The organism is uncultured Aggregatibacter sp. (assembly GCF_938046485.1).
In the GTDB taxonomy this organism is placed as follows: Bacteria; Pseudomonadota; Gammaproteobacteria; order Enterobacterales; family Pasteurellaceae; genus Aggregatibacter.
Genome location: NZ_CALIWN010000053.1, coordinates 26,787 through 49,752, shown reverse-complemented (window position 1 = coordinate 49,752; position 22,966 = coordinate 26,787). Strand labels below are relative to the sequence as shown.

At 43.0% G+C, this 22,966-nt stretch carries 18 protein-coding genes; 12 read left to right on the top strand and 6 right to left on the bottom strand.

Features of this window, described 5'->3' with window-relative positions; translation table 11 throughout:
* Window positions 1–401 precede the first annotated feature (401 nt).
* From codB to Q0203_RS06945, 12 genes are all read left to right on the top strand, one after another.
* Entirely contained in the window at window positions 402–1,628 is a 1,227-nt protein-coding gene (gene codB, locus Q0203_RS07000; protein ID WP_209362638.1) for a cytosine permease, read from the top strand.
* A gap of 9 nt (window positions 1,629–1,637) precedes the next feature.
* Window positions 1,638–2,900 carry a cytosine deaminase gene (locus tag Q0203_RS06995; protein WP_297930771.1) on the top strand — a complete coding sequence of 421 codons (1,263 nt, stop codon included), beginning with the start codon at window positions 1,638–1,640 and terminating at the stop codon, window positions 2,898–2,900.
* A 174-nt stretch (window positions 2,901–3,074) separates the two neighbouring features.
* Window positions 3,075–3,524, top strand: a complete 450-nt coding sequence (locus Q0203_RS06990) for a YcgN family cysteine cluster protein (RefSeq protein WP_297930770.1) — start codon at window positions 3,075–3,077, stop codon at window positions 3,522–3,524.
* Window positions 3,525–3,652: 128 nt separating this feature from the next.
* Complete coding sequence (locus Q0203_RS06985) at window positions 3,653–4,963, top strand: NCS2 family permease (RefSeq protein WP_297930768.1); 1,311 nt, start codon at window positions 3,653–3,655, stop codon at window positions 4,961–4,963.
* Window positions 4,964–4,968: 5 nt separating this feature from the next.
* A complete protein-coding gene (locus Q0203_RS06980) occupies window positions 4,969–5,325 on the top strand; it encodes a DsrE family protein (RefSeq protein ID WP_209364789.1) in 357 nt (118 codons plus the stop codon).
* Window positions 5,326–5,394: 69 nt separating this feature from the next.
* The gene (gene recB, locus Q0203_RS06975; protein WP_297930765.1) at window positions 5,395–9,057 is read left to right on the top strand and encodes an exodeoxyribonuclease V subunit beta; all 3,663 of its coding nucleotides are present in this window, start codon (window positions 5,395–5,397) and stop codon (window positions 9,055–9,057) included.
* Window positions 9,057–11,036 (top strand): exodeoxyribonuclease V subunit alpha, encoded by a 1,980-nt coding sequence (gene recD / locus Q0203_RS06970; RefSeq protein ID WP_297930763.1) that lies wholly within the window; start codon window positions 9,057–9,059, stop codon window positions 11,034–11,036. The genes recB and recD overlap by 1 nt, the downstream gene beginning before the upstream one ends.
* 10 nt (window positions 11,037–11,046) lie before the next feature.
* Entirely contained in the window at window positions 11,047–11,643 is a 597-nt protein-coding gene (locus Q0203_RS06965; RefSeq protein WP_288677714.1) for a class I SAM-dependent methyltransferase, read from the top strand.
* Between the two features lie 241 nt (window positions 11,644–11,884).
* Window positions 11,885–12,313, top strand: a complete 429-nt coding sequence (gene rplM, locus Q0203_RS06960) for a 50S ribosomal protein L13 (protein WP_006718336.1) — start codon at window positions 11,885–11,887, stop codon at window positions 12,311–12,313.
* 17 nt (window positions 12,314–12,330) lie between these two features.
* A complete protein-coding gene (rpsI, locus tag Q0203_RS06955) occupies window positions 12,331–12,723 on the top strand; it encodes a 30S ribosomal protein S9 (RefSeq protein WP_006718334.1) in 393 nt (130 codons plus the stop codon).
* A 150-nt stretch (window positions 12,724–12,873) separates the two neighbouring features.
* Window positions 12,874–13,659, top strand: coding sequence for a tRNA pseudouridine(38-40) synthase TruA (gene truA, locus Q0203_RS06950; RefSeq protein ID WP_297930759.1), 786 nt, complete (start codon window positions 12,874–12,876; stop codon window positions 13,657–13,659).
* Window positions 13,660–13,959: 300 nt separating this feature from the next.
* On the top strand, window positions 13,960–14,724 hold the full coding sequence (locus Q0203_RS06945; protein WP_297930757.1) for an MmcQ/YjbR family DNA-binding protein: 765 nt from the start codon (window positions 13,960–13,962) through the stop codon (window positions 14,722–14,724).
* A 92-nt stretch (window positions 14,725–14,816) separates the two neighbouring features.
* On the opposite strand, the gene Q0203_RS06940 is transcribed toward Q0203_RS06945, so the two are convergent.
* From Q0203_RS06940 to Q0203_RS06915, 6 genes are all read right to left on the bottom strand, one after another.
* Complete coding sequence (locus tag Q0203_RS06940; protein WP_297930755.1) at window positions 14,817–16,301, bottom strand: aldehyde dehydrogenase family protein; 1,485 nt, start codon at window positions 16,299–16,301, stop codon at window positions 14,817–14,819.
* A gap of 289 nt (window positions 16,302–16,590) precedes the next feature.
* Window positions 16,591–18,012: a porin family protein gene (locus tag Q0203_RS06935; RefSeq protein WP_297930753.1), complete on the bottom strand. Its 1,422-nt coding sequence runs from the start codon at window positions 18,010–18,012 to the stop codon at window positions 16,591–16,593.
* Between the two features lie 66 nt (window positions 18,013–18,078).
* The gene (locus Q0203_RS06930) at window positions 18,079–19,950 is read right to left on the bottom strand and encodes a Slam-dependent surface lipoprotein (RefSeq protein ID WP_297930750.1); all 1,872 of its coding nucleotides are present in this window, start codon (window positions 19,948–19,950) and stop codon (window positions 18,079–18,081) included.
* 326 nt (window positions 19,951–20,276) lie between these two features.
* Window positions 20,277–21,116: an NADPH-dependent 7-cyano-7-deazaguanine reductase QueF gene (queF, locus tag Q0203_RS06925; protein WP_297930748.1), complete on the bottom strand. Its 840-nt coding sequence runs from the start codon at window positions 21,114–21,116 to the stop codon at window positions 20,277–20,279.
* 90 nt (window positions 21,117–21,206) lie between these two features.
* The gene (locus Q0203_RS06920; RefSeq protein WP_297930746.1) at window positions 21,207–22,046 is read right to left on the bottom strand and encodes a DNA ligase; all 840 of its coding nucleotides are present in this window, start codon (window positions 22,044–22,046) and stop codon (window positions 21,207–21,209) included.
* 161 nt (window positions 22,047–22,207) lie between these two features.
* Window positions 22,208–22,951 (bottom strand): YdcF family protein, encoded by a 744-nt coding sequence (locus Q0203_RS06915; protein WP_297930744.1) that lies wholly within the window; start codon window positions 22,949–22,951, stop codon window positions 22,208–22,210.
* Between the last annotated feature and the right edge of the window lie 15 nt (window positions 22,952–22,966).

The window sequence follows — 22,966 nt, the reverse complement described above, 5'->3', positions numbered from 1 at the left end:
AAAGTTTTTCCAGCTTATACGATACCCCTGATGGCGCAAGCGTCCACGCTTGTGCCATTACAATCTATTATACCCAGATAGCGCGCGTCTCCTGACGCGTGCTTACATCTAGCTAAAAATAAATAAACTGAATGAAGTTATTCATGAAAATAGTAAAAATCTGAATTAAATGAAATTGATGTTTTGGGCACGCGTCAGGAGACGCGCGCTATCGAGGGGCGTTTGTCCCAGTTGAAAGGGTAGTGCGAGAGAAAGTGCGGTTAACTTTGACGATATTTTTTAATTGAAAAAAACACGTTGAATGTTGACCGCACTTTTATTTTTTTACAAAGCAAACGTTTGCTTTTGGCTTGGCTAAGGATTAGAATTTGCCGATTTTTTTACTTTGAAAGGATACAAAAATGAGTTCTGAAAATTTTAGTTTGAAGCCCGTTCCACAACATGAACGTAAAGGTGCTGTGGCACTGACGTTTGTTATGCTGGGATTAACCTTTTTCTCCGCAAGTATGTGGACGGGCGGCACGCTGGGTACATCACTCACTTACCATGATTTCTGGTTAGCCGTGATCATCGGTAACTTAATGTTAGGGATTTACACGTCATTTCTTGGCTACATCGGTGCAAAAACCGGCTTAACAACTCATGTTTTGGCGCGTTATTCCTTTGGTGTAAAAGGCTCTTGGTTGCCATCTTTAATTTTAGGCGGCACCCAAGTGGGCTGGTTCGGTGTTGGAGTGGCGATGTTTGCGATTCCGGTTAACAAAGTCACCGGCATTGATGTGAACTATTTAATTTTAGGCTCAGGTTTATTAATGACCATTACGGTTTTCTTCGGTATTTCCGCGCTGACCATTCTTTCTACTATTGCAGTGCCGGCAATTGCGGTGCTTGGCTCTTATTCGGTGTATTTGGCGGTAACGGATGCCGGTGGTTTATCTGTATTAGAAAATATCATGCCGAAAGACGACATTTCCTTACCAATGGCGATTACCTTGGTTGTGGGTTCTTTTATCAGTGCAGGTTCATTAACGGCAGACTTCGTGCGTTTCGGACGCAAAGCCAAACAAGCGATTTTAATCAGTATGATTGCGTTCTTCTTGGGCAACTCATTAATGTTCGTCTTTGGCGCCGCCGGGGCAGCGGTGACCGGGATGTCCGATATTTCTGATGTGATGGTTGCCCAAGGATTAATTCTGCCGGCGATTATTGTACTTGGTTTAAACATTTGGACGACTAACGATAATGCGCTTTATGCCTCCGGTTTGGGTTTCGCTAACATTACCGGCTGGAGTAGCCGTCCATTATCAGTATTAAACGGTGTGATCGGTACGCTTTGTGCCTTGTGGTTATACAACAACTTTGTGGGCTGGTTAACGTTTTTATCTGCCGCGATTCCACCGATTGGTGGCGTGATCATTGCCGACTATATTTTACGTAATAAAGCCTATGCTAATTTTGAACAAGCAAAATTTGTCACCATCAACTGGACAGCAATTATCTCTGTAGCTATCGGTATCGCGTGCGGTAAATTCTTGCCGGGCATTATTCCGTTAAATGCCGTTATTGGCGGTGCCGTGGCTTATTTTGTGTTAACGCCGTTATTCGGTAAAAAATTGGCGTTTAAATAGGAGCGATAAATGTTAGTTAAAAATATTCATATTAACGGCCGTGAAGGTTTATGGCAGATTGTCATTGAAGACGGCAAGATTGCCCGTATTCTGCCTAACGAAGAACAGATTGATTTTTCCGGAGATATTTTAGACGGCGAACAGGGCATTGTGTATCCGCCGTTTGTTGAACCGCACATTCATTTGGATGCGACACAAACCGCAGGACAACCGAACTGGAACCAATCCGGTACCTTATTTGAAGGCATTGAACGTTGGGCTGAGCGAAAATCTTTATTGAGCCATGAGGATGTGAAATCCCGCGCGTGGAAAACCTTAAAATGGCAAATCGCAAATGGCGTGCAACATGTGCGTACCCATGTGGATGTGTCCGACCCAACGTTAACCGCACTTAAAGCCATGCTCGAAGTGAAAAAAGAAGTGGCTCCTTGGGTGGATCTTCAAATTGTGGCATTTCCACAAGAGGGAATTTTGTCTTATCCGAACGGCGAAGCCTTGTTAGATCAAGCGATGGCAATGGGCGCAGATGTGGTGGGCGGCATACCGCACTTTGAATTCACTCGTGAATACGGTGTGGAATCTATGCACATTGCTTTCAATATTGCGCGCAAATACAACAAACAAATCGATATTCACTGTGATGAAATTGATGATGAACAATCCCGTTTTGTGGAAACGGTTGCTGCGTTAGCGTTGAAATATGAAATGGGCGACAAAGTGACGGCGAGCCATACCACTGCAATGCATTCGTACAATAACGCCTATGCCTCTCGCCTTTTCCGTTTGTTGAAATTATCGAAAATTCATTTTGTGGCTAATCCGCTCGTCAACATTCATTTGCAGGGGCGATTCGATACTTATCCAAAACGCCGTGGCGTGACGCGCGTGAAAGAAATGCTGAAAAACAAGATCAACGTGTGTTTCGGCCATGATGATGTATTCGACCCATGGTATCCGTTGGGAACCGCAAATATGCTACAGGTGTTACACATGGGGTTACACGTTTGCCAACTCATGGGCTACGGACAAATTAACGACGGCTTAAAATTAGTGACTGAAAACAGTGCAAAAGCGCTAGGGTTGCAAGATTATGGCGTGGAAGAGGGGAATGCCGCTAACTTTATTATTTTACCGGCAGAAAATGGCTTTGATGCAGTACGACGTCAAGTGCCGACACGTTATTCTATTCGACACGGCAAGGTCATTGCAGAAACCAAATTGGCTGAAACGACCATTCATTTAAATGATAACGAACGCGTCACCTATCGTTAATCTGTTATTTTTAAGGATAAGTGCGGTCAATATTTGATGTGTTTTTTCCGTTGAAAAACATCGTCAATATTGACCGCACTTTTTTGTTTTTCTGAATCGCTCTCGCGGCATTTGTCACAAGTGATATTCCTCACTATAATTTCCGCTTTTAAAACCAAACCGGTAAATAATCCTATGCAATTAGAACCTGATTTCTGGCGACACAAAAACCTGCTTGAGATGAATGATGCCGAATGGGAGGCATTATGTGATGGTTGCGGCAAGTGTTGTTATCGTAAATATATTGATGGCGAGGGGAAATATGAGCGTTTGTATTACACCCGTATCGCGTGCAATTTGTTGGATTTAGAAACAGGAAAGTGCGGTCATTATTTGAAACGTTTTGAGTTAGAAGAGGACTGTACCAAACTGACCAAAGACAATTTACCTGAATTTGGCTGGCTTCCCACCACTTGTGCTTATCGTTTGCTTTATGAAGGTAAGCCGTTGCCGTCATGGCACCCGTTAATCAGTGGCGATCCTGAGAGTGTGAGAAAAGCCGATATCTTAATTCGACACGGCATTCATGAACGTGATGTGATTGATTGGTTTGACTTTATTTTAGATGAGGATAATGAGGTGTAAGAGATGCCGTATATAGACAATAAACCCGTCGCAGTTTTTCTGATCTTTTGCTAGAATCAGCGGGAAAAACACCTTTCTTATTACCTTGTTTTTCATCGTTTTTATTTTGTCTCTGATTGGAAATTACAATGGAAAATCAATCTTTTCTACAACAATTCTTTAAATTAAAAGAAAAAGGAACCTCCTCCAAAACGGAAATTATTGCCGGAATCACCACTTTTTTCACCATGGTGTATATCGTTTTCGTGAACCCGTCTGTGTTGGGGGATGCGGGTATGGATAAACAAGTTGTCTTTGTGACTACGTGTTTAATCGCAGGCTTCGGTACGATTGCCATGGGCTTATTCAGTAACTTACCTATCGCGTTAGCGCCGGCAATGGGCTTGAATGCCTTCTTTGCTTATGTAGTGGTCGGTAAACTTGGCTATTCCTGGCAAGTGGGGATGGGCACCATTTTCTGGGGTTCTGTCGGCTTATTACTATTAACCATTTTCCAAATTCGTTATTGGCTGATGGCATCTATTCCGCTCAGTTTGCGGGTAGGCATTGGTGCCGGTATCGGTTTCTTTATCGCTTTAATCGGCTTTAAAAATATGGGGCTGGTCGTTGCGAATCCTGCAACCTTAGTGGCTTTAGGCGATCTACACAGTCCGCAAGTGTTATTGGGCATCCTTGGCTTCTTTATTATCGTGGTGTTGGCAGCACGCAATATTTATTCCGGCGTGCTAATTTCTATCGCAGCAGTCACCGCACTTGCATTGTATTTTGACGAAAGTGTGATGTTCCACGGCATCGTTTCCATGCCGCCGGCATTAACTCAAGTGGTTGGCCAAGTAGATATCGCCGGTGCTTTGGATACGGCACTTATTGGCATCATTTTCTCTTTCTTATTAGTTAACTTATTTGACTCTTCCGGCACCTTGCTCGGTGTCACAGACAAAGCCGGGTTCAGCGATGAAAAAGGGCGTTTCCCGAAAATGAAACAAGCCTTATATGTTGATAGTGCGAGCGCGGTTGTCGGATCTTATATCGGTACTTCTGCGATCAGTACTTACATTGAAAGTGGTGCAGGCGTATCGGTCGGTGGACGTACCGGTATGACGGCGGTTGTTGTCGGGTTATTGTTTTTACTGACGATCTTCTTCTCCCCATTAGCCGGCATGGTGCCTGCTTATGCGACAGCAGGTGCGTTAGTTTATGTGGGTATTTTAATGGCATCCAGCTTAATTAAAGTGCAATGGGACGATTTAACAGAAGCGACTCCTGCCTTTATTACCGCGGCGATGATGCCATTTACATACTCCATCACGGAAGGAATTGCCTTTGGCTTCATCAGCTATTGTGTGATGAAAGTCGGAACAGGGCGTTGGCGTGAAGTTAACGCACCGGTTTGGGTGGTTTCTTTATTATTCTTAATTAAATTTATCTGGGTAGGTTAATGATGATGCAAAAACTTCTTTTTATTTTAAATGAATCGCCATATGGCACAGAAAAAAGCTTCAACGCATTGCGTTTAGCAGTCAATTTGCAGGAAGAACATGGCAAGGAAGTTGAAATTAAAGTGTTCTGTTTTGGTGATTCGGTGTTAAGCGGCATTGCCGGTCAGCACCCAAATGAAGGTTCTAACGTACAACAAGTGATGGAAATCTTGGTAGCACAAGGCGCAGAAGTTAAACTTTGCACAAGCTGTACCAAAGCACGCGGTTTATCCGAGATAAAGCTAATTGACGGCGTGACTCGCGGCACCTTAGATGATGTTTCCAAATGGACGTTATGGGCAGATAAAGTCGTTAATTTCTAACGAGAGTATTGGGCGGATTCGGTTCCGCCCTTATTTTATTCAAAATTTTTCATTCGCGTAATCTTAACCATGCAACAACTCAATCCGATTTCTATCCCGTTAAATGCTGTTAGTCTAATTGAAGCCTCTGCCGGTACGGGCAAAACCTATACCATGGGTTCCCTTTATTTGCGCCTATTATTGCAGGCAGGAGAAAATGCGTTTCCCTATGCGTTGAACGTCGAGCAAATTTTGGTGGTGACCTTTACTGAAATGGCGACAGAGGAGCTGAAACGCAAAATTCGCGAACGTATCTATGACGCCAAACAAAAATTGACGGCTTATCAGCAGACACAAGATTCGGCAGTATTTGGGCAAGATGATTTTTTACGCGAATTGGTTGCGACCATCACCGATTTACCCCTGGCGATTCAACGCCTGACTTTGGCGGAACAAAACATGGATTTGGCAGCAATTTATACCATTCATGGTTTCTGTCGCCGAATGCTGATGCAATACGCCTTTAATTCAGGCGTTCATTTCAATCTAGAATTGACTGGCGAAGAAGATGAGTTGTTATTGCACTTGGCACAAAAAATTTGGCGTGAGCATTTTTATTCACAGCCTTATGCGGTTGTCGAATTTATTCAAAAGAATTTGGTTTCCCCAAGCAATATTGTGACAAAAATCAAAAAATTTGCCGGAATCGAATTAAAACTTCCGGAAAAACGACCGCACTTTTTTGAGGGGACTTTCGAGGAATTTCTTTCAAAACTTACTGATTACTCACAAGCATTAATCGCGCAAACTCAGGAATTAAAGCAAAAATGGTTAGAAAAAGAGGTGGAAATTACGGAGTTGATTGAAACAGAAATCAACACAAAATATAAGAATGCGAAAGAACAAAAATTAAACCGTCGCAGTTTTACATCGGCAACTCGCCCGAAATGGCTTGCCGCTATGAAACGTTGGGCGGAAAACGAAAAAGCAGATTTCCCGGATTGTTTTTACCGCTTCGGTCAAACGGCAATGGATGAACAGAAAGGCGAGGAAGCACAGAAAGCGTTGAGCCATCCGATTTTCATCAAAATTGATGAGTTGTTAGCATTTTCCGAACAACAGGCTTTACTGTCTCAAGCGCTCTGGTTTCATTATTTAAAAACGCTGAATGAGCAGCTAGCCGAATACAAACTCAATCATAGCGAAAAAAGTTTTTATGATTTATTGCGCTTGTTAAAAGAAGCTTTATGCCATCCGAATAATACTGAATTTGCTCAGTTGATTCGTTATCAATATCCGTTTGCTATGATTGATGAATTTCAAGATACGGATGCGGTGCAATATCAGATTTTTTCTAAGGTTTATGTAGAGCCACAGCGATTAGAACCGGTGACTGATAACGGCTTTATTATGATCGGCGACCCAAAGCAGGCGATTTATAAATTCCGTGGCGCAGACATTTTTACTTACTTTAAAGCGGCTGATGAAGCACAGCACCGTTTCAATCTAGGAAAAAATTACCGCTCCCATCAAGATGTTGTGCAATGTGTCAATCACTTGTTTGATTTTCACGAACAGCCTCCTTTTTTATATAACAAGATTCCATTCTTGCCGGTCGAATCTAAAGACGATCATCCGAAATTTTGGTTAAACGGTGAAATGGAACCTGCCGTGCGCTTTTATATAGATGAAGCTTCCGTAAAAGAGAATATGGCAAAAGCTTGTGCCATTTCTATTCAACATTGGTTGCAAAGTGCGGTGGAAAATACCGCTGATTTTCGTTCTGATGAAAAAGGCGTCGAAAAAGCCTTAAAACCGGAAAGTATTGCCGTATTGGTTCGTAGTCGCAAAGAAGCTGATTTGGTAAAAAATGAGTTACGTCGCCTTGGCATTGCCTCCGTGTTTTTGTCTGAAAATAGCAATGTGTTTGATAGTAAAGCCGCAAAGGATCTGTTGTTGATTTTACGGGCCTGTCTTAATCCATTTTCCGAACGCAATATTTTAAATGCCGTTGCGACGGCGATTTTTGCGCAAACGGCAGCAGATATTCAGCGTATTCGTTTAGACGAAAACCGTTGGGAATATTGGGTCGAAAAATTTATTCATTATCAAAGAACGTGGCAAAAACAAGGTGTATTAGTGATGTTGCACCAGTTGTTCCTACAAGAAAAAATCACTGAAAAATTGTATCCCACTGTGGATGGTAAACGCCTGGTGACGGATTTGCTGCATTTGGCAGAATTATTACAGGAAGCGTCAACGCTGAACGAAAGTGAAGCGGCATTGTTACGTTGGTTTGAAAAGCAAATTCAAGGGGAAGATCGACAAAATGAACAACAAGTGCGGTTGGAAAGCGAGTTGCAGTTGGTCAAAATTGTCACGATTCATAAATCCAAAGGGTTGGAATACGATTTAGTTTGGTTGCCGTTTGTCGGTTATGCCGCCAAAACTTGGTCTGAACACATTTCCACTTATTACGACCAAGATCGGGGCGACGTGCTGTGGGATATTGATGGTTCTCATGAGAAGGATATAAAGCAAGAGGATTTTGCCGAACAACTTCGTTTACTCTATGTGGCGCTGACCCGAGCGAAATATCAGTTGAATATCGGTGTGCCGAAAACCTTTGAGGAAAAGTGGAGTGCTTTGTTATATATCCTCACTCACGGGGAAATTCAAACAAATGAGAAGCCGACAGCCTACGACAGCTTGCCACTATTAGAAAAGTTGGTTCAACGTGCCCCGCAGGGAAGTGTGCAGATTTCTGAAACCACGGCATTAAAAGCACTAGATGAACCAATGCAGTCGGAGACTCAAACGCCATTAAACGCGGCAACATTCACCGGACATATTGAACAAAACTGGACGGTGACCAGTTTCAGCGCCATTGAGGCAATTCATCAAAATAAAAAATACTATAAAGAACAGCTGGCGGTAGAAAGTGCGGTCGCTTTTGAACCTGTTTTTGATGGTGGCAAAGATTACGATTTTAATGAACAAGCAACAGAAACCATACTTGAAAGCGCTAGTCATGAATCTGCCTATCCGTTCGGTTATTCGCCTTTCGATTTCCCGCACGGGATTAAAATCGGTACAGCGTTGCACCGTTTCTTGGAAAAATATGATTTTAGCCAGCCGTTAAACGAAGACAAGGTAGAAAAACTCTGCCAATGGCTACAGTTAGAGGAAACGTGGTTGCCATCCTTACAACAATGGATGAAGGTGATTTTAGATACGCCGTTAAGTGCAGATGAGCCAACGTTGAAGCTGAACAATTTATCTCGCCATCAATGCGTCAAAGAAATGCAGTTTTATTTGAGACTCAATCGGGTATTTGATGTGTCGGCATTTAATCGCGCGTTGCAAAAACATCACCATTTACCATCGGAAGCGCTGCAATTTGATGCGATTAAAGGTATGTTGCGCGGTTTTATGGATTTGGTTTTCTGCCATAACGGAAAATATTATTTGGTGGATTACAAATCGAATTTTCTCGGTGTCGAACCGCAAAACTATGTTGGCAAAAGTCTTGAGCAAGCCATGCTGGCAAACCATTACGACTGGCAATATTTATTTTACACGCTGGCATTGCACCGTTATTTGCAACAACGTGATGCAAACTATCATTACGAAACCCATTTTGGCGGCGTGTTTTATTGTTTCTTACGCGGCATGAACGGTGAAAATCAGGACGGTGTGTTTTTTGATAAACCGGATCATGCGTTAATTCAAGCCTTGGAGAATTTGTTCTGATGTTAACTTTATTATCTCAACTCAAAGAAAAAGGCATTATTAACACCGCCGACTATTATTTTGCCGAGTTTATTCATCGTAAACAGCAACCGTTTAATTATGCGCCATTTGTGCAAAACTTGGCGGTACTGATGGCGGCATTGTGTAATTTTAATTATCGTCAAGGCAACACTTGTCTTTTGTTGAATCAAGCCACTGAACAGGATTTGTTCGGTTTACAGGATTATTTCAACGAACGTATTTATTTGACGGAAATTCAGCAAAAAATTGATTATGTGCCGATTTCACAATGGCAATCTACCTTGCAAAAGGCACAACATATCGCCTTTACTGATTCGCCATCACAGCAAATTGCGCCTTTGGTGTTGCAGTTTAATTGCTTGTATTTTTATCGCGTGTGGCAAGACGAATTTCGGATTGCCGATTACTTCAAAAGTGCGGTCTGTTTTGAGCCTGTTTTTTCAACCGAGCAACTCTCACAAATTGCCTCGATTCTCGAACGCTATTTTCAGGAAGAACAGGGCATTGATTGGCAAAAAATTGCTGTTGCCATGGCGTTACGTCAGCGTTTTTGTTTAATTACCGGCGGGCCGGGAACGGGGAAAACCACTACGGTGACCAAGCTTCTGTTAACACTACAAGAACTTCATCAAAATGGCTTACGCATTAAATTGGTTGCGCCAACAGGAAAAGCAGCGGCACGTTTAACGGAATCTATTGTGGATGCGGTGGAACGTTTAAAACAGGCGTTTTCATCAGAGCCAGATAAACGGGATATTATCGAAAATCTGCACATTCCGATGAGCGCAGAAACGATCCATCGTTTGCTTGGTGTGCGTTTTTTCAGTGAAGAAACCCGTTATCACGCAGACAATCCATTGCCGTTGGATGTGTTGGTGGTGGATGAGGCATCCATGATCGATCTCACCTTAATGGCTAAATTACTTAATGCGCTCAAACCGGAAACCAAACTGATTTTGTTGGGTGATAAAGACCAACTTGCTTCCGTAGAAGCCGGCGCTATTTTGGGGGAATTAGGGCGTTTTGTGAATGCGGCAAAACCGACATACAGCTCGTCCATGGCGCAATATTTACAGGCAACAACAGGGATGACATTGCCATCAGAAGATAAGGTAAACGCCATTAGCGACAGTATTTGTTATTTGCAAGTCAGTCGCCGTTTTGGAGCGAATCCGGAAGTGGGTGAGTTGGCAACGACCGTGAATTTAGGCAATGCGACCAAGAGTTGGCAGTTATTGCAACAATATCAGCAACATCAAGATAAACATTGTGGCGTGTACTTAACGGATTTTGCGCATTATTTGAGTAATAAAGACGACGTGCAACAGCGTAAAGCTTGTGTGAAATTGATTGTCGATCGTGCTGCGGAAGAATACGCGCGCTATTTGCAACAAATTCCGTCTGATGGCGTGCTTCAGGAAGATAAAGTGCGGTCAATTTTTGCTGCGTTTAATCACATCCGTTTTTTAACCGCATTACGCGTAGGCGAGTTTGGGGTCGAACAGCTAAATTTGGCTATCGCGGAAAAATTGCGTCAAAAACGGTTGTTACAATTTCATCAGGAACGGGAGTGGTATATCGGCAAGCCGATTATGGTGACGCAAAATGACAGCGGAGTCGGCTTATATAACGGTGACATCGGTATTTATTTAGGTCATGGGCGCGTATGGTTCGAGCAGGGACAAAATAGCTACAAAACGGTGCTAGCAAGTCGTGTGCCGAACCATGAAACGGCATTTGTCATGACCGTGCATAAATCTCAAGGCTCCGAGTTTCCACATACGTTCCTGATTTTACCGTTGGAGAATAGTCCGGTTTTATCCAAAGAGCTGGTTTATACCGGTATTACGCGCACTAAAGACTTTCTCACGGTGTTTGCATTGCAAAGCGTGTGGGAAAGTGCGGTGAAAAATCCGGTACAACGACAAAGCGGATTAGGGCAGTTATTAGAAGAATAAAGGAAAATACATGACAAAATGGGATGAGCGTTACCAAACGGAAGAATATATTTTCGGCACGGAACCCAATGAATTTATCGCTAGAATTCAGCCTTACTTGCCAACCTCAGGAAGAGCCTTAGATCTTGCCACGGGAGAAGGGCGTAATGGCATCTTTTTAGCCCGTCACGGATTAGAAACGGAGGGCGTGGATTTGTCTCAAGTTGGATTGCGAAAAGCGCAAGCATTGGCGCATCAGTATCAGGTGCCCTTCACGACAAGATTGGCAAATATTGCTGACATGACGATGCCTACGGCGCATTATGCAGTGATTACGTCTGTCTTTTGTCATTTTATGGAACCGGAACGAACCCAAATCATGCAACGTATTGTGAATGCCTTGCAACCAGGCGGCTTGTTTGCCGGTGTGTTTTATCATCCCGATCAACTTCGTTATGGCACCGGCGGGCCTAGCCATGTTGAAATGCTCGGTACCTTAGCGGAGATGCAACAAGCGTTATCGGGCTTGGAATGGTTGCTGGCAGAACACGATGTACGAGAAATGAATGAAGGCAGCCGTCATGTTGGCGCCAGTTCCGTGATTTGCCTGTTAGGACGCAAACCCTAGATTTTTTATTTGACGATGACGAATAAAAAGACAAAGTGCGGTCAAAATTTATCGTATTTTCCCTGCAAAACCGTTAGCTTTTCGGTGAAATTTTCTGTATAATCGCCCGACCCTGTAAATGCTGCGGATTCCCACCGCGCATTATTTTGTCGAGATCGCACTCGAAGGGGTGAGGATTAAGATAACTGGTTGTGCTTTTTTAAGCACTGGGTATTAATATTATTATATTGGTAATTAATTAATGAAAACTTTTGTAGCAAAACCAGAAACGGTTAAACGCGACTGGTATGTAGTAGATGCGACAGGTAAAACTTTAGGTCGTTTGGCGACTGAATTAGCGCGTCGTCTTCGTGGTAAACATAAAGCTGAATATACTCCGCACGTTGACACAGGTGATTACATCATCGTTATCAACGCGGACAAAGTTGCTGTAACCGGTAACAAAGACAGCGATAAAATTTACTACTGGCACACAGGCTATGTAGGCGGTATCAAACAAGCGACTTTCAAAGAAATGATCGCACGCCGTCCTGAAGCAGTGATTGAAATTGCGGTTAAAGGTATGTTGCCAAAAGGTCCATTAGGCCGTGCAATGTTCCGTAAATTAAAAGTGTACGCAGGTGCTGAACACCAACACGCTGCACAACAACCACAAGTATTAGATATTTAATCACGAGGTTTTAGGATATGGCAGAGAATCAAAACTACGGCACAGGTCGCCGCAAAAGCTCTTCAGCTCGTGTATTTATCAAACCGGGCAATGGTAAGATTGTTATCAACCAACGCGAATTAGACGTTTATTTCGGTCGCGAAACTGCTCGCATGGTAGTTCGTCAACCGTTAGAATTGGTTGAATTAACTGATAAATTAGACCTATACATCACCGTTAAAGGTGGTGGTATTTCCGGTCAAGCGGGTGCAATCCGTCATGGTATTACCCGTGCATTGATGGAATACGATGAAACCTTACGCCCAGCACTTCGTGCAGCAGGCTTCGTTACTCGTGACGCACGTCGCGTTGAACGTAAAAAAGTGGGTTTACACAAAGCACGTCGTCGTCCACAATACTCCAAACGTTAATTTTTATACGTTTTTCCAAAAAGCAGAGAGCAATCTCTGCTTTTTTTATGTGTGAAATTCAGCAAAAGTGCGGTGGGTTTTTAGAATGTTTTTGAGATCCGCCAAGCCTTGTTATAATGCACGCCGTTTTAAGTAAAATCAGAGTAGAACATGAAAATTGCATTAGGTGTGGAATACGACGGAAAACAGTATTTCGGTTGGCAGAAACAAGAAAAAGTGGCCAGCGTACAGGCTGAACTGGAGCGGGCGATTTCCACCGTTGCCAATGAAGACATCAGTATTTTCTGTGCAGGTCGTACGGATTCTGGTGTACATGCTACTGGGCAGGTGATTCACTTTGAAACGACTGCCAATCGCCCTGAGAAAGCCTGGAGTTTTGGTGTCAACGCCAATTTGCCTGATGATATTGCCGTGCGATGGGCGAAAGTGGTTGATGATGATTTTCATGCCCGTTTTAGTGCCACTGCCCGTCGTTATCGTTACATTTTATATTGTAATAAACTGCGTTCAGCCATTTTGCCGCAAGGCGTGACGCATTGTCATTTGGAACTCGATCATCAATTAATGCACCAGGCGGGGCAGGCGTTGCTCGGTGAAAATGATTTCAGTTCTTTCCGCGCCGCGCAATGCCAATCCAACACGCCGTGGCGCAATGTACATCATTTAAACGTGAGCCGTCTGGGGCAATATATCGTTGTGGATATTCAAGCAAACGCCTTTGTACATCACATGGTGCGTAACATTGTGGGGAGTTTGATTGAGGTGGGTTGCGGCAATCAACCGGTGGAATGGTTAGCTTGGCTGTTAGCGCAAAAAGATCGTACCCTTGCCGCACCGACAGCGAAACCGGAAGGGTTATATTTGGTCAATGTGCTTTATCCCGACCGATTTGCGTTACCGAAAATGCCGATGGGGCCATTATTTCTCGCAGATTAATTTAAAAATACTGAAAAAAGTGACCGCACTTTAGGTTGAAAAATAAAGTGCGGTTATTTTTTATAAGAATTTTAGGTGAGCTCTAAAGCGCAATGCGGCTTTACCACCAACTTAATAGTTTCATCCATAAGCCACCGATACCAAACCAGATAATGAGGGATACGATGGAGTCCTTTCTCAAGGAATATAATATGCCTGTTGAACTAAAAAGCACAATAATGATGTGGAAATTAATGTCTTTTATTTTGAGAGCTAAGTTGGCGTAAAATGATGTTATCAAAGTAATAAGAGGAACATGGAATGTCTGAGCTAACCCAGCAAGTTTTCGAGTATGTCTTCACCCAATATGGCACTCAGCCGGAATATTTGTGGAAGACCCATCCAGATTATGCGGTGTTGCGTCATACCGATAATCGAAAATGGTATGCCATTGTGATGAATGTCGAAAAATCGTCATTGGGGCTAAAGGGCACAGGGAAATTACCGGTGATGAACGTGAAATGTTCCCCTGAAATGCTGAGCCTATTTTTGCCGCAAGCAGGTTTCCTACCAGCGTATCACATGAACAAAAATCACTGGTTGACGGTGTTGCTAGATGGCTCTGTAGATAAAGACACTGTATTGTTTTTATTAAATGCTAGTTTTGATCTCACCGCTACCCGACAGGTGAAAAAACAGCTTGGAATCACCCGTTATACGGAGTGGATCGTGCCGGCTAATCCGAAATATTATGATGTAGAGAAAGACTTGCGCGAAGGCGGAGAAATTTACTGGAAGCAGAGCAATAATATTGCCGTGGACGATATTGTATATATGTACGTCACTGAACCTACAGGGGCTATTCGCTATAAATGTGTGGTATTGGAGGTAAACATTCCATATCACCAAAAACGAACGGATGATTTACAGGTGAAACGGGTGATGAAAATTCGTTGTCTGAAAGAATACGATAAGCGTCTTATTCCCCGTGCGAAAATGGCGCAATTCGGTGTCACTGCGGTACGTGGGCCTCGGCATATTCCGTATGCGTTAAAACAGGAAATCGCGCTGTTGAGCGAAGAGTGAGTCGAAAAGTAAAAACACATTAAAAATAAACCGCACTTTTTTGAAGGGATAAAATCAAAGTGCGGTTTGTTTTTAGACTGGAAATGAAAAGATTAATACATGCCTTCGCGTTCTTCACGGGTGCTGATAAAGATATTTTTCACCTGTGTATAAGCGGCAAGCATCATTTTATGGGTTTCACGACCGATACCGGAAGTTTTATAACCACCGAATGGTGCGCCGGCCGGTAAACGGTTATAGCAGTTCACCCAAACACGACCGGTTTCGAGCGCGCGTGCAACCCGTAGCGCACGGTTAATGTTGTACGTCCACACCGCGCCACCGAGGCCATAATCACTGTCATTTGCCATTTGGATCACATCTGCTTCATCTTTAAACTTGATCACTACGGCGACAGGCCCGAAAATTTCTTCTTGTGCCACGCGTTTTTTGTTATCCGGCGCCAAAATTAAAGTCGGTTGGAAAAATTCGCCTCGAGCCAATGCCGGGTCGGTTGATTTGCCCCCACCAAGGATGATTTGGCAACCTTCTTCTTTGGCAATATCCACGTATTTACTGATCACTTTAATCTGATTTCCGTTGACTTGTGCACCCATTTGCGTGTCATCTTCCCAAGGCAAGCCGACTTTGACTTTCTTAAATTCTTCTTTTAATGCCGCGATGAATTTATCGTAAATGCTTTCTTGTACGAAGATTCGCGAACCGGCACAACACACTTGCCCTTGGTTGAAGAGAATCCCTTTTTGTGCGCCTTCCAATGCTTTATCAAATGGCATATCGTCAAAGAAAATATTGGCGGATTTGCCACCTAATTCCAAGGTGGATGGAATCAACATTTCAGCCGCAGCCATACCGATTTTTCGACCGATTTCAGTGGAGCCAGTGAATGCCAGTTTGCTAAATCCCGGGTGACGTAACATGTATTCGCCGGATTTGGAACCCTTGCCGGTAATGACATTGAAAACGCCTTTCGGCAACAAATGATTAATTTTTTGTGCTAAGGAAAGCAGACTCAATGATGTGGAGGAAGACGGGTGAATCACAACGGTACAACCTGCCGCCAAGGCTGGCGCAATTTTCCATGCGGCCATTAAGAACGGGAAGTTCCACGGAATAATTTGACCAACAACGCCAATCGGCTCGCGTAAAATCAAGGACAAGTCTTCGTTATCCAGTTGGTTTGCCACACCTTCTTCGGAACGAATCACGCTGGCAAAATAACGGAAATGATCGGATGCCAACGGAATGTCTGCTGCGCGTGTTTCGCGAATCGGCTTACCGTTATCCAGTGTTTCTTGCAAGGCAAATAATTCGGTATTTTCGTCAATAATGTCTGCAATTTTATTTAAGATTGTAGCGCGTTCCGTTGCGCTGGTATTTTTCCAGGTTTTAAAGGCTTCTTTGGCGGCATTTACGGCAGCGTCCACATCCGCATCGGTGGCGTCAATAAACGTGGCTAATGCTTCACCGTTTGCCGGATTATGGGCTGTTAAGGTGTTGCCTTCTGAGCCATCCGTCCATTCGCCATTGATCAGTAAACCGTAGTGTTTGTCAAAGACATTAAGATCTTTTGCCATCTGTTTTCTCCTTTTTTCTACATTGTGAATCAAAGTGATACCTGATTTTTTATCGTCAGGTCTTTAACATTTGTCCGTAAAAGAGGACTGTTGTTCAATTTGAACACAAGACAAGACTTGAAACTGCGAGATAGATCACATTTTGGTGGTGATGAGGAAAGGTAAGAAAAATTGATTTGATAGATGGACAAAGTGGACTAAAGAGAAAACTCTTTGAAAAGAGACCGCACTTTGAGCAAGATATTCAAAAGTGCGGTCATTTTTTCGCATGGATTTTCAACGCATTTGGTTAGAAGCTACGCTCAACAGACAAAAACCATTCCCCACTTTTGCGCGAATAAAATTCCGGGATATTACTGTCAATTTTGCGGTAACGATAATTTAATTTAGGAATAAAGTCTTTCCATTGCAGTTTGTTATGCCATAGGCTGGCGTTAAAATCATATTCCTTGTCTTGTCGTTTTTTCGTTGGAAAATAAAAGTTTTTTGCCCGAAAGTCACGTTTGACATACCGAATGCTTAAGCGTGTCGCAAAATCCTTGATTTGCCAGACGGTACCGAGATTAACACCACGACGAAGCGAGGATTCCGCGTTGTCTTTACTGCGATCTAGGCTGCCTTCCACACCGCCGAAAAGTAACCAATTCGGTTTCGCTTGATAACTTAATGAGAGCGTTGCACCATTGATATAACCGTTGTGACGGCGTGCAACGTTGGCATCCGCATAGCGTTTTTGCGTGTGGGAAAGCGTGCCGGAGAGCGACCAAAGTGCGGTCAATTCACGGCGTAAATCTGCGGTAATACCATAATTTTGGCTATAGCGTGGTGCGCCTAACCAATTTTGCTCAAAAAACGGCGTCAATCCTAAAGATTGTAAGGCGGAACGATGGCGATAGCCCAATGCGGCGTAAAGTGATTTTTCACTATAATCTTGATTATCCCAGTAATGCACGCCGCCAAAACGACCGTTTAATGTCACAAAATGATTATCGGAGACATTGATTTCACGGCTTAAACCCAGCCCATAACGAAAACCATGTGCTTTTTGTGGTAAAGCGTCTTTGTCTTTTTTAAAGCGCAATTTACCTAACAAAATATCTTGTTGGGATGAGGCGTTATTCACGTTGTCGGTTTGGGTATATTGCCATTCTACATCCGCTTTCCAGCCTTGGCGTTCTTTCATTGTCTCCAAATAACGCTGAGTAAATTGTTGCATGGCTGGGGATAATGCCGGTATAGCACGCTCAAGTTCTGCTTTAGCTTGGCGATATTGTTTATTTTCAAATAACATCACGCCTAAATCGAAACGGGGGTAGGCAAGTTCAGGATTTTCATCAACAATCTGTTGATAAAGACGAATCGCTTGCTTATGGTTGCGCTCCGCCCGCAACATTGCGCCTAGGGCATAACGATATAGCGTGACATCGTGCTGAGGTTGCGATTGATAAAGCGGCAACGTTTGTTTCAATATCTCCCATTGTTGTTTTACCACACTATAGTTGATCAGTTTTTCCAGTTTAGTTTGGGTATTGTCATTGGATTCAAATGTCATGGGTGCTGAAAGTGCGGTAGATTTTTCCGGCGTTTTTATCTGTGGCTCTTCCGTTTTCGGCACGATATTCTTTTCAAAGAAAATAGGCTGTGGTGCTTGGAAGGTTTCAGCTTGAGTAACTAAGGGAAGTAGAATGATAAAATAGGGAAGTTTTTTCATAGTCGATTAGAAAGTAATGCCGTTTAAACCGAGGTTCAAACGGCATTTTTATATTAAAGGAAAAGTTTATTTTTGGATTTCGCCACGTGTACCGCCGAAGCCGACTGTATCTTTTCCATCAAAGGAGACTTTACCGCCAATTTCTTCCGCATTCTTACCGAAGAAATCTAAAGAGTAAGTACCAGAGACTTCAGCTTGTTTTGCGGTAGATGAAATACCCGCACCTGAGATTTGACCTTGGTTCAATATAATTTGATCACCTGACCCAAGAATTCTTCCCGCACCTGTTTTATCAGCAAAATTTACTGTATAGGAAAGCGTACCTGCTCGCTCAATTACCTTAGGGGTATTTGATTCTTCAGGTTTTGGTAATGTCATATTGATTGCCCCATGGAAAGCTTTTCCTAAATAGGTTGCAGTGCCTTCAGTTGGAATATTTGCAACTTGGGTTTTCAGACCTTGAGTACGGATATTCGCCATTAAAGTATCAAACTCTTTAAGAAAACCTGTTTCTTTGTCATAAGTTTCTTGAACGTAATAATCTGCGATAGTTGCAGAATATTTTTGATTGTAAAGCATTTTACGTTGTACTTTTTTTACAACGGAATCATTGTTGGTTTCGCTCACTTGATAGATATCTTCACTGATAATTTTGCCTTGCGGATATGCATCAGAAGAAATGCCTTTTAGCTGATCTATTCCTTGCTTTTGTTTTTCTGATTGATCCTGGTCAATCGCCTTATTTAGAGCAGATAGTAATTCTGACGCGTCAGCATCTAAATTGGCGTTCGCAAAGTCATGAGAGGTACCTTTATCTAAACCAGCTCGTCTAGCCAAGTCGAAAAGCGCTTGATATTTAGCTGCTCTTGCTTCTCCTACTTTTTGAGCGTCTTCAAATTTTTGTTTTTCTGCAGCAAGGGCATCTTGTGCTTCTTTTACTTTTTGTTGTTCGGCAGCCAGAGCATCTTGTGCATTTTTAACACTTTGAGTTGCGTCTGCGAGATTTTTTTGTGCATCTTCAGCTTTTTGTTTAGCATCGGCTAGGGCTTTCTGTGCCTCTTTCACTTGCTGTTCTGCTTCTGCTTTGGCTTTTTGTATTTCTTCGGCATTCTTTTCAGCGGCACCTTGCGCTTTTTGTTCAGCATCGGCTAGAGCTTTCTGCGCATCTTTTACTTTCTGTTCTGCTTCTGCTTTGGCTTTTTGTATTTCTTCAACATTTTTTTCAGCGGTAGCTTGGGCTTGGCGTGCAGCTTCAGCGTTCTGTTCTGCTTCTGCTTTGGCTTTCTGGGCCTCTACAGCTTTCTGTTCTGCAGCAAGTTGAGCTTGACGAGCAACTTCAGCGTTATGTTCGGCTTCTGCTTTGGCTTTCTGGGCCTCTACAGCTTTCTGTTCTGCAGCAACTTGAGCTTGACGTGCCGCTTCAGCGTTTTGTTCTGCGGTTGTTTGGGCTTGTTGAGCTTCTACAGCTTTTTGTTCAGCGGCAATTTGAGCTTGACGTGCTTCTTCAGCTTTCTGTTTGGCAATTTCTTGAACTTTATGTAACTCTTCAGCACTCAGTTCTGCGGCATTTTGAGCCTTTTGTTCAGCGGCAATTTGAGCTTGGCGCGCTTCTTCAGCTTTCTGTTCAGCGATTGCTTTAGCTTTTTGAGCATCTTCAGCTTTCTGTTCAGCGATTGTTTTAGCTTTCTGTGCTACCTCTGCTTTCTGTTCAGCCGCAGCTTGAGCTTGACGAGCTTCTTTCGTTTTTTGTTCTGCGATAGTTTTAGCATTTTTTTCAGCAGCTTGAGCTTTTTTAGCCTCATCTACTTGTTTTTGTGTTTGAGCATCTTGAACAGAGGGTTTATCTTGGGGGACACTAGAATCACCTCCACCACTGCTTCCACATCCGGTTAAGGCGAGTAGCATCGCTGTTGCAAGTGTCAGATTTTGAAGTTTCATATTGGCTCCTTTAAATTATAAGTGAGTGAAGTTGAGTTTCTCATTTTATGTGAATTTGTGTTAATTATCTAGTGTTCTCAAGATGTTATCTACTTAAGCGAGTGATTATTTTATTTGTAGCAGATCATGCGATTCATTCAGCATATGAAGTGGTGAGAAGATAAACGCTGTTTTGAAAATGCCATTCAACATTGGCAATGAATTTTCGCTCATAAAGCGGAATTATTGGCGTAAAAAGAGAAGATTACTGACAATACATAGGTAAAAAGAAGACCGCACTTTGAGCAAGATATTCAAAAGTGCGGTGCGTTTTCAAAATGGATTGACTATTGTCTTGCCAATCTTACATTTTGTGGCAGTGGCTCAAAGTTGGAGCGATAAGGGTTAATGTCCAAACCGCCACGGCGGGTATAACGGGCGTAAACGGTGAGTTTTTCCGGTTTAGCGTATTGCATAAGGTCGCAGAAAATACGCTCGATACATTGCTCGTGGAATTCGTTATGTTGACGGAAAGAAATGATGTAGCGCAATAGTTGTTCGCGGTTAATTTGCTTGCCGACATAATGAATTTGTAGGCTGCCCCAGTCCGGTTGTTGCGTGATGAGGCAGTTAGATTTGAGCAAGTGGCTGACTAACGTTTCTTCGACCAAATGCTCACCGGTGCAATGATTCAGGAAGGCGGCATTAAAAGCATAATTCCGCACCTCAATGTCCTGTGCATCAATGCAATCACCCGACAAGGCGACAATCGGTTGCGCGGTGTAATCCGCCAGCGAATTTAACCGCACGTTGACTTCGCCTCGGGCACAATCTTGCAGATCGCGCTGTAACGTTTGTTGGACGTCGGCGAAATCGGCGAATGTTGTTTGGTTAAAGCTGTTTAAATAGAGTTTGAAACTTTTTGATTCGATCAAATTTTCACTGCGAAAATCGATGCTGACATCCGCAATCGCCACTTGTGGCACGCCTTTCGGGTTGAGCCATGAAATTTCGTATGCCGTCCAAATATCCGCACCAATCGTAAAAGGTTGCGTGGCGGTGATGTTGAGTTGATCGCGATTTAATCGGCGTGGAACCGGTTGTAATAAAGTGCGGTCGTATTTTTCTGCATATTTTGTTTGTTGACCGAGTTTAAGGGCATTGAGGCTTTTGTCTTGATAGTACATAGGCAGCTTACTGATCTTGTCGTTAAAATAAGGCTGGCATGATGCCATTTTAACTGTTGGAAGTCAAAAGACGCGGATTGTTATGATGCCTTACTCTGCGCGGTGTTTTTCATCGGAAAGACTTACACGTCGCCAAAAGGTCGCAAATCTCGGTTTGCCTTTGTTTGTTAAGCCACGATATTTATAGCTGATTTGTGAGCCGATAGGCGGTGGATTCGTTCTATCCTCCAACTTGAATCCGGAACCAATTTTAAATTGACCACGGTGATTCTCGCAGGTAATCGATCCCATGACATTTTCAAATTGCCCTTTGCCTGTATGGTGGGCAATCACCGTGCATTCTTCATCAAGTGCGGTCTTTAATTTAAGAATTTGTGAACTGCGTTTTCTTTCGTAAGGCACATTGGGGTTACGAATTACGATGCCTTCGCCTTTTTGCTGTTCTACTTGTTGTAAGAATTGATAGATGTGTTGTGAGTTTTCAATAGGAATTTGTTCGATAATTTCGATGGGCGCCCTTGGGTGTTGTGCCAAATAGGCTTTTAATTGCGCTAAGCGTTCAAATAAATTGCCTTCGGCATCAGGCACATCAAACACATGAAGTTTTAGCTTATGCCAACCTTTATCTTGTTGAGAACGAACAATCGAGGAAATTTCCGCAAATTGATCACGTTGGCTAAATAATTCGCCATCAATAGCAAAGGGCGGAAATTCCGCTAAAAAATCCTTTGGTGGCGATAGTGTTATTCCGCCTCGAGTAAAAAATTGTTTGCCGTCCCAATAGCCACGTACACCATCCAATTTTTCACTCATCACCCATCCTGTCACATTTTGGTTTTTGTATGTCTCTAAAAGCATGAAGTCAGGTTTGTCCGCGTAACAAATGAGGTGAAAAAAGAAGAGGCTGAAAAAGAGGATAATTTGGCGCATAGCAGGTTCCATTAAATAAAAAGAACGTTACCGAAGCAATAAGCGTAGTGCGATGCAGTGTGTCATATTTTGCGATATGGATCGAAAATCAAAAGAAAGGGGATAAAAAATACGCCCTGTTTGGGCGTATTCGGCAAATCAAAGTGCGGTCGAAAATGAGATTATTTTTCTTTCCAATAACCGATCCACTCTTTCAGTAATTGCATATTTTTTGCCATGGCGCCGGCTTGAGGCACAAAGTGCATCATGTTTAATCCATAAGAGTCCGGAGTAATGCCTTCGCCTACGCTTGCCGGCAAGACATCAAAGCCTTGCTGTTGAAACAAGAGTTTTGCCCGTTGCATATGCCATTCATTCGTCACCAGAATGATTTTATGGATGCCTTCTTTTTCTAATAATTGACGGGTGTATAAGGCATTTTCTTTGGTGGTTAAAGATTTTTCTTCTAGCCATTTCGTCGGCACATTAAAGAACGTCTGTAATTCTTGGGCGGAAACCTTACCTTCTGAAGCACCGGTCGGACTGACACCGCTAATCAACAAGGGCAGCTGCGTTTCTTTTTGCAAATAAGCGGCGTAGCGCAAACGTTCTAGTTGTGTGGCAGAAGACGCAAGCGGTGCGTAGAGTTCTTTGCTATCACGCACGCCACCACCCAATAAAACGATGGCTTGAGCCTGTTTATAATCGTTTAAGGTTAAACGATCTTCAGTGACTAAGCTGTCTTTTAGCGTTTGTGCCGTATAGGGAATGCTAACAAGATAGAGCAACATAATACCGAAAAAAGCACAAAGGCGACTTAATGTTTTGTATTTAAAGAATGAAAATAAAAGCGAGAATAGCCATAAAATCAAAATATTAAATGGCGGTAGCATCATGGCGGTGATGAGTTTTTTAAGTTCAAACATGACTTCATTCCATTA